General features: G+C 45.2%; 11 protein-coding genes. 10 read left to right on the top strand and 1 reads right to left on the bottom strand.

Annotated features, from left to right (window positions below; translation table 11 throughout):
- The first annotated feature begins 215 nt into the window (after positions 1 to 215).
- Complete coding sequence (gyrA, locus tag HUJ19_RS00520; RefSeq protein WP_290621620.1) at positions 216 to 2,867, top strand: DNA gyrase subunit A; 2,652 nt, start codon at positions 216 to 218, stop codon at positions 2,865 to 2,867.
- 53 nt (positions 2,868 to 2,920) lie between these two features.
- The gene (gene serC / locus HUJ19_RS00515) at positions 2,921 to 4,006 is read left to right on the top strand and encodes a 3-phosphoserine/phosphohydroxythreonine transaminase (protein WP_290621619.1); all 1,086 of its coding nucleotides are present in this window, start codon (positions 2,921 to 2,923) and stop codon (positions 4,004 to 4,006) included.
- A 67-nt stretch (positions 4,007 to 4,073) separates the two neighbouring features.
- Here the strand turns inward: serC and HUJ19_RS00510 are convergent, their stop codons facing one another.
- Positions 4,074 to 6,272 (bottom strand): S9 family peptidase, encoded by a 2,199-nt coding sequence (locus HUJ19_RS00510; protein WP_290621618.1) that lies wholly within the window; start codon positions 6,270 to 6,272, stop codon positions 4,074 to 4,076.
- A 220-nt stretch (positions 6,273 to 6,492) separates the two neighbouring features.
- On the opposite strand from HUJ19_RS00510, the gene hisC reads away from it, so the two are divergent.
- The 8 genes from hisC (at position 6,493) to HUJ19_RS00470 (ending at position 13,169) form a co-directional block, all read left to right on the top strand.
- Positions 6,493 to 7,593 (top strand): histidinol-phosphate transaminase, encoded by a 1,101-nt coding sequence (gene hisC / locus HUJ19_RS00505; RefSeq protein ID WP_290621617.1) that lies wholly within the window; start codon positions 6,493 to 6,495, stop codon positions 7,591 to 7,593.
- A gap of 7 nt (positions 7,594 to 7,600) precedes the next feature.
- The gene (gene cmk, locus HUJ19_RS00500) at positions 7,601 to 8,287 is read left to right on the top strand and encodes a (d)CMP kinase (protein ID WP_290621616.1); all 687 of its coding nucleotides are present in this window, start codon (positions 7,601 to 7,603) and stop codon (positions 8,285 to 8,287) included.
- A gap of 132 nt (positions 8,288 to 8,419) precedes the next feature.
- Positions 8,420 to 10,087 carry a 30S ribosomal protein S1 gene (rpsA, locus tag HUJ19_RS00495; protein ID WP_290621615.1) on the top strand — a complete coding sequence of 556 codons (1,668 nt, stop codon included), beginning with the start codon at positions 8,420 to 8,422 and terminating at the stop codon, positions 10,085 to 10,087.
- Positions 10,088 to 10,261: 174 nt separating this feature from the next.
- Entirely contained in the window at positions 10,262 to 10,564 is a 303-nt protein-coding gene (gene ihfB / locus HUJ19_RS00490) for an integration host factor subunit beta (RefSeq protein ID WP_290621614.1), read from the top strand.
- A 41-nt stretch (positions 10,565 to 10,605) separates the two neighbouring features.
- Entirely contained in the window at positions 10,606 to 10,899 is a 294-nt protein-coding gene (locus tag HUJ19_RS00485) for a LapA family protein (RefSeq protein ID WP_290621613.1), read from the top strand.
- A 1-nt stretch (position 10,900) separates the two neighbouring features.
- A complete protein-coding gene (gene lapB, locus HUJ19_RS00480; protein WP_290621612.1) occupies positions 10,901 to 12,076 on the top strand; it encodes a lipopolysaccharide assembly protein LapB in 1,176 nt (391 codons plus the stop codon).
- Positions 12,077 to 12,080: 4 nt separating this feature from the next.
- A complete protein-coding gene (pyrF, locus tag HUJ19_RS00475; RefSeq protein WP_290621611.1) occupies positions 12,081 to 12,776 on the top strand; it encodes an orotidine-5'-phosphate decarboxylase in 696 nt (231 codons plus the stop codon).
- Positions 12,777 to 12,857: 81 nt separating this feature from the next.
- Entirely contained in the window at positions 12,858 to 13,169 is a 312-nt protein-coding gene (locus HUJ19_RS00470; RefSeq protein WP_290621610.1) for a helix-hairpin-helix domain-containing protein, read from the top strand.
- The last annotated feature ends 13 nt before the right edge of the window (positions 13,170 to 13,182 follow it).

The raw sequence follows: 13,182 nt of genomic DNA, 5'->3' as shown, positions 1-13,182 counted from the left end.
CTAACAAGAGCTAAAAGCTCACCTTTTAGTCAGTTTGTTTCAGTCAGAGTGAAAAGCGCGTCAAAATCCTGTCAGGACGGGGCTTATAGCTGGATATTTAATGGAATAAAATTAGCTTGAAAGAGGGCGTTGTGTTACAATTTTGCGCTTAAAAACATAAACCATACTGTTTGTGATAATTAATTATAACTATCAGATTTTAAAGGGTTTTTACAATGGGTGAACTTGCCAAAGAGATCCTCCCGATCAATATTGAAGACGAACTGAAAACTTCCTATCTTGATTATGCAATGAGTGTTATCGTCGGACGTGCTTTACCGGATGTCCGCGATGGTTTGAAACCGGTTCACCGCCGTGTTTTATACGCCATGAACGTGCTTGGAAACGACTACAACAAGCCTTATAAAAAATCCGCGCGTGTGGTTGGTGACGTTATCGGTAAATATCACCCCCATGGTGATACCGCGGTCTACGACACGATTGTGCGTATGGCTCAGCCGTTCTCCTTACGCTACATGCTGGTTGATGGTCAGGGTAACTTTGGTTCGATTGACGGCGACTCTGCGGCTGCGATGCGTTATACCGAAGTTCGCATGGATAAGCTGGCCCATCAACTGCTGGCAGATCTTGAAAAAGAAACCGTTGATTTCGAAGACAACTATGACGGTTCTGAGTCAGAGCCCACTGTACTGCCTACCCGTGTCCCTAATTTATTAGTCAATGGCTCTTCCGGTATCGCGGTTGGTATGGCGACCAATATTCCGCCACACAACCTGACCGAAGTCATTGATGGCTGTCTGGCCTTAATCGACAACCCTGATATCACCATTTCTGAGTTGATGGAATACATCAAAGGCCCCGACTTCCCAACCGCTGCGATCATTAATGGCCGAGCGGGGATCATTGATGCCTACAATACTGGCCGCGGCAAAATTTATCTGCGTGCGCGAAGTCACGTGGAAACTGATGAGAAATCAGGCAAGCAGTCCATCGTGGTCACCGAGCTTCCTTATCAGGTTAACAAGGCTCGATTGATTGAGAAAATTGCCGAGCTGGTCAAAGAGAAAAAAATTGAAGGCATTACCGGCCTGCGCGATGAGTCCGATAAAGATGGTATGCGTATGGTGATTGAGTTGCGCAAAGGTGAAGTACCAGAGGTGGTGCTGAATAACCTGTATGCCCAATCGCAAATGCAGAATGTTTTCGGTATCAATATGGTGGCGCTGGATAATAACCAGCCACGTCTGTTTAATCTTAAAGAAGCGATCGATGCCTTTGTGACTCACCGCCGTGAAGTGGTGACTCGCCGTACTATTTTTGAACTGCGTAAAGCGCGCGAAAAAGCCCACGTTTTAGAAGGCCTGGCGATTGCGCTGGCCAATATTGACGAAGTGATTGAGCTGATTAAGCAGTCACCAACGCCAAAAGAAGCCAAAGAAGAGTTGATGAATCGTAGCTGGGAACCTGGCCAGGTCAGCACTATGTTGGCGCGCGCAGGAACCGAAGCCTGTCGCCCAGAAGAGCTGGCAGCCGAGTTTGGCTTCCATGATGGTTTCTACAAGCTTTCTGAAGCGCAGGCGCAAGCAATTCTTGACTTGCGTTTACACAAGTTAACAGGTCTTGAGCACGACAAAATTCTTGGTGAATATAAAGACTTATTAGGTCTTATCGAAGAATTATTGCGCATCCTGATGAGCACTGACCGATTGCTGGAAGTGATCCGTGAAGAGCTGGAAGAAGTAAAAGAAAACTTTGGTGATGCACGTCGCTCAGAAATTCTGGAAAGCAAACTCGATTTAACTATTGCTGATCTGATCACTGAAGAAGATGTGGTAGTGACTCTATCACACGAAGGTTATGTGAAGTATCAGGCTCTGTCAGAATATAAGGCGCAACGTCGTGGTGGTCGCGGTAAGTCGGCAACCAAGATGAAAGATGAAGATTTCATCGAAAAATTACTGGTGGCATCAACCCATGACACCATCCTCTGTTTCTCTTCAACTGGTAAAGTTTATTGGCTCAAAGTATTTGAATTACCAAACGCTGGTCGAGGCTCGCGTGGTAAACCAATCGTTAATGTATTGCCACTGGAAGAAGGCGAAATCATTAATGCGATTCTACCAATCCGTGAATTCTCCGAAGATAAGTTTGTATTCATGGCAACCGCCAATGGCACGGTTAAGAAGACATCACTAGAGCAGTTCTCACGTCCGCGTTCGAACGGTATCATCGCATTGACTATTGCAGATGATGACGAATTGATCAGTGTTGTTGAAACGGATGGATCAAGCCATATCATGATGTTCAGTGATGCCGGCAAAGTGATTCGCTTTGATGAAGCCAATGTTCGCCCAATGGGTCGTACCGCTCGTGGTGTTCGTGGCATGAAATTGCCTGAAGGTGCCAAAGTTATTCAGATGATCGTTGCTGAAGAAAACGGTTCTGTATTGACTGCAACCGAGAATGGTTATGGTAAACGTACCTCAATGGAAGATCATCCATTGCGAGGTCGCGGTGGCCAGGGTGTGATCTCTATTCAGATGAGTGAGCGTAACGGCGCCGTAGTCAGTGCTGTCCCTGTTATTGATGGTGATGAGGTCATGCTGATCAGTAAAGGCGGAACCTTGATTCGAACCGGTGTTGATGACATCCGTGTGATGGGTCGTAACACCCAGGGTGTACGTCTGATCAAACTCGATGACGGTGAAACTCTGGTTGGCTTGCAGCGTATCGTTGAAATTGAAGATGATGAAGACGAACTCCTAGACGGTGAAGAGCTTGATAGTGAAGTGACTGAAGCGCCTGAGTCGGACGAGTCTGAGGCTCATACTGAGAGTGAGACTGACGAAGCAGGTGATGAGGAGTAAGCTTTAACGCTTGCTCCTTTGTTTTGTTAACAGGTTAGAGAACAGGCTACGACATGAACCGTGGTTATAATTTTAGTGCTGGCCCAGCGGCCATGCCGACCGAAGTGCTCGAAAGGGCGCAACAAGAACTGCTAGATTGGAATGGTCATGGTTGCTCAGTAATGGAGTTCGGCCATAGAACGCCTGAATTCACTGAGCTGCTTGAGCAAACCGAAGCCGACTTTAGAAAACTCCTCAATATCCCCAACCACTACCGCGTATTATTCATGCACGGTAGTGCTTCCCATCAGTTTGCAATGGTGCCGATGAACTTTCTGGCTGCGAATGATACTGCCAATTATCTTGAGCAGGCTCATTGGTCTAAAAAGGCTATTCAGGAAGCGAAAAACTTCGGCAATATCCATGTTCAGCAGGGCTTTCAGCAAACTAATGAAGGCTTAGCGATTGTTCCCGAGTCTGAATGGCAACTGGATGAGAATGGAAAGTATCTACACTTTACTTCAAACGAAACTATTGTCGGCGTGCAGTTCAAAACCGAGCCAAAAGCGTTTGCTGGGAAGCTTGTGTGCGACATGTGTTCAGATATTTTATCGCGTCCGATTGATATCGAAAAGTACGCCTTGATCTATGCCGGTGCGCAAAAAAATATTGGCCCATCGGGAATGACTGTGGTGATTGTGCGTGAAGACTTATTCGAACAAATGCAGACCCACCGAGTGCCGTCATTATTTCAGTACCCACTGATGGCACAGCATAAATCCATGTACAACACACCGCCCAGTTTTGGTATTTATCTGGCCAGCCTGGTATTCGAATGGTTATTGGAACAGGGTGGTGTAGAAGCCATTGAGAAGGTCAATCATCAGAAAGCACAGCTGCTTTATGATGCCATAGATGCTTCAGATTTTTATCACTCACCAGTCGCAAAAGATTCTCGTTCAGTGATGAATGTGGCCTTTACCTTAAGTAATCCAGAACTGGATTCGGTTTTCTTACACCAAGCAAAAGAGCAAGGTCTACTGGCATTAAAAGGGCATCGTGACTTCGGTGGTATGCGAGCCAGTATCTACAATGCAATGCCTTTGGAAGGTGTGCAAACCTTAGTTGACTTCATGAAGGAATTTGAGCGCAAATCTTAGCTCAATTGACATACAAAAAAGGGCGACTGAATAGTCGCCCTAAATCATTGTCTTAAATCATTTCTTACTAATCGTTAATTCCCAGTAAATCTAAAAAGAACGCATACTCCATTGCGGTTTGTTCAAGTCTTTTAAACCGACCCGATGCACCGCCATGACCAGCTTCCATATTGGTGTGGAATAGCAATTTGTTATTGTCAGTTTTAAATTCACGAAGCTTTGCTACCCATTTCATGGGCTCAAAATATTGAACCTGTGAATCATGCAATCCGGTAGTGACTAACATGTTCGGATAGTCCTGAGCTTTGATGTTGTCGTAAGGTGAATAGGACAGCATGTACTCATAAGAGTCTTTGTTATTTGGGTTGCCCCATTCATCATATTCATTAGTGGTCAATGGAATTGACTCATCAAGCATGGTGGTGACGACATCAACAAAAGGCACATGCGCAGCGACACCTGCATACTTTTCCGGAGCCATATTAATCACGGTGCCCATCAATAAACCGCCGGCACTGCCGCCTGCGATAAAGACTTTATCCTTGGCTGCATACTTTTGATTAACCAAACCATCGGTAACATCAATAAAATCATTAAATGTGTTGATTTTATTGAACATTTTCCCATCTTCATACCATTGACGTCCAAGCATCTGACTGCCGCGAATATGAGCAATGGCCACAACAAAACCACGATCGACCAGCGATAACCAGTTTGAACGGAAGTTGGCATCCATGGTTGCGCCATAGGAGCCATAACCGTACTGATAGAGCGGGTTGGTACCATCCTTTTTGAATTGATCTTTACGATAAACCAGTGAAACGGGCACTTTTGCTCCATCCCTGGCTTCAATGAAGAGGCGCTCGCTCTGATAGTCATTGCTGTCAAAATCGCCTAACACTTTATCCTGTTTCAATAGAGTGCTTTCTCCAGTGACCATATCAAAGTCATAGATGGAGTCAGGCGTTGTCATGCTCGAATAGGCATATCTTAAAGTGTTGCTGTCGAAATTTTTATTGGTGGAGAAACGAGCCGCGTATGCAGGATCGTCAAAGCTGACCGATTTGAAAGAACCATCGGCAAAATCCATGACACGAATACTGGTTAAGCCATTGCTGCGCTCAGTAACTGCCAGATAATCCTTAAATGCGATAACGGCAGTAATTTGGGTATCTTCACGATGTGGGATGACTTCTTCCCAAGCAGAAAAATCATCATGTTTGTCTTGATGAACTTTCATCAGGCGGAAATTTTTAGCGTCCTTATTGGTCAGAACATAAAAGTAGTCGCCCGATTTATAAGTCGAGTACTCATGCCCTTCTTCAAGCGGATAAAAAGGTTTGAATTCGCTGTTTTCTGGAGCATTAGCGTCGAGCAAGCTTTCGCCTTTAGTCTCCGTACTGTAATGCCCAACTTTAATCAGAGAACCATCCAGAGTTTTGGTAAGGCCGGTGTAGAATGAGCGATCATCCTCTTCATAAACCAGAACATCCTCAGACTGCTCTGTACCTAGCTTGTGGCGATAGACCTGGTAACCTAGAAGAGTCTGTGGGTCTTTGCTGATGTAAAAGACATGACGGTTATCATTGGCCCAGACTGCGCCGCCCTCAGTGTTCTCGATAGTATCTGCTAACAGTTCTCCGGTGGTCAGATCCTTGAACCGAATGGAGTAAACTCTGCGACCAATACTATCATCTGAGTAAGCTAACAGTTTCTGGTTAGGACTAACTTCAGTTGCAGCTACATTAAAGTAGTCATGTCCCTGCGCAAGCTCATTAACATTAAGCAGAACCTCTTCTTCTGCATCTATTGACCCTTTTTTGCGAGCATAAATAGGGTATTCGCTGTCTTCTTCAAAGCGAACATAATAGAAGTAGTCGCCTTGCCGGTAAGGAACCGTAGACTTATCCTTTTCCAAACGGCTGACCATTTCGTTATAAAGTTTTTCTTGCAAACTCTTGGTATCCGCAAGCATGGCTTCTTTATAGTCATTCTCTGCTTCAAGATGAGCCAGAATCTCAGGATCGGTGCGACTGTCGTCACGCATCCAATAATAGTTATCCACGCGAGTATCGCCATGAATGGTCATCTCATGAGTAACTTTTTTAGCAACAGGAGGCTGTGGGGACTGATTGTCTTGATTGTTGTTCACATCGGTCTCAGTGGTTATGGTTTGCTCGGCGGGATCAGGCGCTTTATCGGTTGTCGCGAAATAAATGCCCACCCCAATCAGAATAAGACTAAGTAATATAATGAGATACTTCATTTTGAGTCTTCCGTGGTTTGTTAATAATACGTAATTTTAAGGCACTAACTATATACCATTAAATTCACGAAAATCCAGCGCAAGCTAGTGCAGCCATGTTTTAAGGCTTAAGGGGTGAAAATCTGGTGAGTTTCAAGGATAATGGCGGCCATTTCGAAGAATCGACTGTCACGCATGCGGTGTTAAGCGTGATTGAAAGTATAAAAGACTGGAGTAAGTTATGAGTTGTGATTTTATCGCTTTGGCCAATAAAGGTGTTCAGGAACTGCACCCATATCAGCCTGGAAAGCCGATTTCTGAGCTGGAGAGAGAGCTGGGTATTACCAATATCGTCAAGCTGGCAAGTAATGAGAACCCTATTGGTATCAGTGCTAAAGCGAAAGCTGCCATGGAGAAGGAGTTTGCTGACCTGGCGCGCTATCCAGATGCCAACGGTTATTACCTGAAAGCCAAACTGGCTGAGCGCATGGGCGTATCTATCAGTCAAATCACGCTGGGAAACGGTTCTAACGATGTACTTGAACTGATTGCTCGTGTCTTTGTTGCGCCTGAGCATGAAGTGATCTTCTCGCAGCACGCCTTTGTGGTGTATCCGATTGTGACCCAGGCTATTGGTGCCAAGAAGGTGGTTATTCCGGCTAAAGACTGGGGCCATGACCTTGAAGCGACAGCTGCGGCAATCACACCTAATACTCGTATGATTTTCATCGCTAACCCTAATAACCCAACCGGTACCTGGGTCAATAAAACTGACCTCAAAGCCTTTATGGACAAGGTTCCGGAAGATGTGATCGTGGTAGTGGATGAAGCCTACTATGAGTATGTAGAAGATGCAGAATACCCTCAAACGATCCCATGGATTAAAGAATATCCGAACCTGATCGTGACCCGCACCTTCTCTAAAGCGTACGGTTTAGCGGGCGTTCGTGCTGGTTATGCGGTTGCCAATGAAGAAATCACTGGCCTGATCAACCGTCCGCGCCAGCCATTTAATATGAATTCATTAGCCTTGGCAGCAGCAGAAGCTGTGCTGGATGATCACGCTTACTTGCAAAAAGCCCTGGATGTTAACAAATCCGGTATGCAGCAGCTGATCAGCGCTTTTGACGAGCTTGGTTATGACTATATTCCTTCAGTAACCAACTTCATTACAGTCGACATGAAACAGGCAGCAGGACCTTTGTATCAGCAAATGCTGGAGCAGGGCGTGATTGTTCGTCCCGTGGCCAATTATGAAATGCCCAATCACTTGCGAATCAGTATTGGTCTTGAAGAAGAAAATGCCAAGTTCATTCGCGTACTGCGTGAAATGACTAAGTAATTGTCAAATGAGTGAAACTAATCAACAGGTGCCTGTCATTGCGATTGACGGGCCAAGCGGCTCCGGAAAAGGCACCATCAGTCAAATTCTTGCAACAAAGCTCGGCTATCATTTATTGGATAGTGGAGCTTTGTACCGTCTTACGGCACTTTCGGTTATCGAGCAGGGCATTGACCCTGAAAATACTCAGGCCGTAGCCAATGCCGCATTAAACCTTAATGTGGTGTTTGAGCCGAATCCCGATGGTGAGCAAAAGGTACTGCTCAATGGTCAGTATGTAGGCGTAAAACTTCGTCTCGATGAAACGAGTGCCATGGCGTCAAAGGTAGCAGCCATTCCAGAAGTCAGAGAAGCTTTATTGACCAGGCAGCGACAGTTTAGACAGGCTCCGGGTTTAGTTGCGGATGGACGTGACATGGGGACGGTAGTTTTTACCGATGCTGACTACAAGATTTTCTTGACTGCAAGCCCCGAAATACGGGCAGAAAGACGCTATAAACAGTTGATCGAAAAGGGCGTAGATGCTAACATTTCGCACCTTTTAAAAAGCATCATCGATAGAGATGAGCGTGATCGCACTCGAACTGTGGCCCCACTGGTGCCAGCAGAGGGTGCTTTTGTTATTGATAGCTCACAATTATCTATTGATGAAGTGGTTCAGCAAATCCTTGATTTTATAGGATTTTCTGAATAATTTTTAAACGCTGGCTTGCAAGGATGGTTGAGCTGGCTTAACTAACTGACCCATGACTATAGGACCATAGTGTGGTGATTTAAACAAGCCTTTGTTCGGTTTTTGCCGGCAAAGAATATCAGGTACTAACGAATGAGCGAAAATTTCGCACAACTTTTTGAAGAAAGTTTAGCAAACATAGAAATGCGTCCAGGTGCAATCATCACTGGTGTGGTGGTTGATATTGACAACGAAGTAGTTGTTGTAAACGCTGGTTTGAAATCTGAAGGTGTTATCCCACGTAATCAATTTTTAAGCGATTCGGGTGAGCTGGAAGTTTCTGTCGGTGATGAAGTACAAGTTGCTTTAGACGCTGTTGAAGATGGTTTTGGTGAAACACGCCTATCACGTGAGCGCGCTAAGCGTTTTGCGGCCTGGGGTGTTTTGGAAGCTGCTCATGAAGCGAACGAAACGATTAAAGGTGTTATCACTGGTAAAGTTAAAGGTGGTTTCACAGTTGACGTTCAATCAATTCGTGCGTTCTTGCCAGGTTCATTGGTAGACGTTCGTCCAGTACGTGATACAACACACCTTGAAGGTGTTGAGCTTGACTTTAAAGTTATCAAACTAGACCAAAAACGTAACAACGTAGTGGTTTCTCGTCGTGCTGTTATCGAGTCTGAAAACAGTGCTGAGCGTGAAGAGCTTCTTGAGAATCTGGAAGAAGGTTCAGAGCTTAAAGGTATCGTTAAGAACCTTACCGATTACGGTGCGTTCGTTGACTTGGGCGGTATTGATGGCTTGCTACACATCACCGACATGGCTTGGAAACGCATTAAGCACCCAAGTGAAGTGGTTCAGGTTGGTGACGAAATCGACGTTAAAGTTCTTAAATTTGACCGTGAGCGTAACCGCGTATCACTAGGTATCAAGCAATTGGGTTCAGATCCATGGGTTGATATCAATGACCGTTACCCAGAAGGTGCACGTCTACAAGGTCGTGTAACCAACCTTACTGATTACGGTTGCTTCGTTGAAATCGAAGATGGCGTTGAAGGTTTGGTTCACGTTTCTGAAATGGACTGGACTAACAAAAACATCCACCCATCTAAAGTGGTTAACTTGGGTGATGAAGTTGAAGTTATGGTTCTTGATATCGACGAAGAGCGTCGTCGTATCTCTCTAGGTATCAAGCAATGCGTACCAAATCCTTGGAACGAATTCGCTGCAACTCATAACAAAGGCGACAAAGTATCTGGTAGCATTAAGTCTATCACTGACTTTGGTATCTTCATCGGTCTTGACGGTGGTATCGATGGTCTTGTTCACTTGTCTGACATTTCTTGGACAGTTCCAGGTGAAGAAGCCGTTCGTGACTACAAGAAAGGCGACGAAGTTGAAGCGGTTGTTCTAGCCGTTGACGCTGAGCGTGAGCGTATCTCTCTAGGTATCAAGCAGGTTGATTCAGACCCATTAGCTGAGTACCTTTCTGAACATCCAAAAGGTAGTCTTGTTAAAGGTAAGGTTAAAGAAGTTGATGCGAAAGGTGCATTGATTGAATTGGCTGACAACATTGACGGCTACGTGCGTGCTTCAGACATCAGCACTGATCGTGTTGAAGATGCTAGCAAACACCTGAGTGTTGGTGACGAAATCGAAGCCAAATTCATGGGTGTTGACAAGAAAAACCGTAACTTGAACCTTTCTATTAAGGCGAAAGATGCTGCTGAAGAAGCTGCTGCAATCAAAGAATTCAGCAATGATTCTTCTGCTCCAGCGACCTTGGGTGACTTGTTGAAAGAGCAATTAGGCGACGAATAATCGCGTATTGATTGCTTATAGCATCATGATCCAAATCAAGCCCGACTCAGGTCGGGCTTTTTTGTGCTTAGAAAAAGTGTAAAAAAGATCATATAATTAAAACAGTTAGGTGCATTTTCAGGTAAAATCCACCATACTGTAACCATCAGGTTTAACGATGTAAGGATAATGCCCATGACAAAATCGCAATTGATAGAGCGCTTAGTGGATAAGAATCCACAGCTATCAGTACGTGATGTCGAACTGGTAGTGAAATCCATGTTAGATCAAATGTCGGAATCTCTGGCTGACGGAGACCGCATTGAGATCCGTGGCTTTGGTAGCTTTTCGCTGCACTACAGAGCGCCACGCGTAGGCCGTAATCCTAAAACGGGTGAGTCGGTCAAGTTAGATGGTAAATATGTTCCACACTTCAAGCCAGGCAAAGAGCTGCGTGAGCGTGTGAACGATGGCCAGGATAAACCGATAAAGCCTTAATTACCTCTTAAATAAGCATTTCTGACAAAACGGAGAATACCTTGCGACAACTCTTCGCGATAATACTCTTCATTGCTCTGTTGATCCTGAGCACCGTCTTCGCACTTAATAATAATCAGCCGATTGTGGTTGATTATCTTTTTGCTGAGTCTGAGCTTGCCCTTTCTACCCTTATCTTCTGGGTAGCCTTAATAGGCTTGGTATTGGGTGTTCTGGCTATGACTATTGCGGTATTTAAGCTGAGAGTTAAACTGAAGCGTTGTCAGAGCCGGCTAAATAAAGCTGAACAGGAATTGAAAAACTTGAGGACTGCGCCGGTCAAGGATACGGTTTGAGATGAATGATTGGTTTTTATATGGGGTGCTGGCGCTACTTCCCATTGCCGCATTTTCAGGCTACCGACTCGGCCGTAAGCAACGTAAAGAACAGAGCAGCTCCAACGGCAGCTTGTCCAGTAATTATATCAAAGGCTTAAACTATCTCCTGAACGAGCAGGCAGATAAGGCGGTCGATACTTTTATAGACTTGCTTACAGTTGATACTGATACAGTTGAAACGCATCTTGCACTGGGCAATCTTTTCCGTAAACGAGGTGAGGTTGACCGTGCCATTCGTCTACATCAAAACCTCATTGCACGTCCTCAGCTTAAAACCGAAGATCGCAACACGGCTCTGTATCAGCTAGGACTCGATTACAATGCTGTCGGAATGTATGACAGGGCAGTAAGCCTGTTTAACGAGCTATTATCCGACCCTGAGCATAAGTCTGAATCTCTGCATCAACTCCTGAACATCTATCAGCTAACTAAAGACTGGGACCAGGCGGCTAAAATAGCCGAACAGCTCCAATCTTCGATGGGGGAAGAGCAATCCAAGCCTCTGGCCCATTTTTATTGCGAGCTGGCTGATCAGAAACGAGGAGAAGGAGACATCAAGGCCGCGCTGGCAAATCTGAAAAAAGCATTATCCATCAATCCCGACTCAGTCCGGGCCAGTATGCTGCAAGGTGATATTTACCTACAGCAAAATAACTATAAGCAGGCCATTAAATCCTACCAGCGTATTCTTAAACAGGACATTGCCTTTTTACCGGAAGCCTTACCAAAAATTGCTGAGGCTTACAGCGCGCAGCATGATGACAAAGGCTATAAACAGTTCCTGAATGAAAGTCTCGAGCAGGACGCCGGTGTTTCTTTACTTATTGAGCTGTCAAAGATTGTCCAAAAGGAGCAGGGGGATAAGGCGGCAGCCCTCTTAATTGGCCATTATTTGCAGGAGAAGCCCTCATTGAAAGGCTTGCACCGGCTGATTTCATTACATATTGAGCATGCTCAGGATACAGCAAAGCCAAGTTTACAACTATTGGATGGTATCGTTGAAAAATTGTTGCAAAGAAAGCCCCGTTATGAGTGCCAGAACTGTGGTTTCCACACCAAAGCGATCTACTGGCAATGCCCAAGCTGTAAAGAGTGGAGCTCTGTTAAACCCATTAAAGGTATAGAAGGCGAGTAATACAATGTCCGATCCTAAAATTCTGGTTGCGCTGGATTACGATAATCAGCAAGAGGCACTTGAACTAGTTGATAAGTTAAAACCCGAGCTGTGTGGCTTAAAAGTCGGCAAAGAGATGTTTACCCTGTTTGGCCCCGAGTTTGTTAAGCAATTGGTTGGTAAAGGGTTTAAGGTCTTTCTAGACCTCAAGTTTCACGATATTCCGAATACGGTTGCAAAGGCCTGTAAGGCCGCTGCTGAGCTTGGGGTATGGATGGTTAACGTTCACGCCTCAGGCGGCAGTAAAATGATGCACGCCGCTTGTCAGGCCATAGAAGAGTGCGACAACCGCCCACTGTTGATAGCGGTAACTCTTTTAACCAGTATGGATGAAGTTGCCTATAGTGAAATAGGCTTCAAGCGCGATCTGCCGGAACAGGTAGAGCATCTGGCAAGTATCTCAAAATCCGCTGGTCTGGATGGTGTGGTTTGTTCTGCCTGGGAAGCAAAGCGACTCAAAGAGCAGCTGGGGCAAGAGTTTAAGTTAGTCACGCCAGGTATTCGCCCTCCAGGCAGTGAAATCGGTGATCAAAGCCGCATAATGACCCCTGAGCAGGCGGTAGCTGCTGGTTCGGACTATCTAGTTATAGGTCGCCCAATAACAAAAGCTAGCGATCCGCTAAAAGCCCTGTACGATATTTCTGAAAGCATCGTAAGCTAGTTGTAATCATTATCTCTAAATAATATTCTCCACCCTGTCGCATCAAAGCGACAAAAGGATATTAAAAACAAGGAGATAACCATGAAAAAACTCGCTTTAATTCTTTCACTATTATTAGCTGTAAGCTCACAAACATTAGCCGCCAAGGAACCAGGCGGTTTGGCTGCTGCCAATGGCAAGGGAGCCTCTGAGCAAGTCTCAACAGTCAATATTAATACTGCCGATGCCAAAGAGCTTTCAAAAGTATTAACTGGTGTAGGTCAAAAGAAGGCTGAGGCCATTATCGATTACCGGAAGAAGTTTGGTCCATTCAAATCGGCCAATGAGCTGACAGCAGTGAAAGGCATTGGCCAGAAAACGGTCGATAAGAACAAAAGCAAAATTAAGCTCTAAATATTCGTTATCA

It is taken from the genome of Kangiella sp. (genome assembly GCF_014762745.1).
Lineage (GTDB): Bacteria > Pseudomonadota > Gammaproteobacteria > Enterobacterales > Kangiellaceae > Kangiella.
The sequence above is the reverse complement of the archived record's forward strand: the minus strand, read 5'-3'. Positions and strand labels throughout refer to the sequence as shown.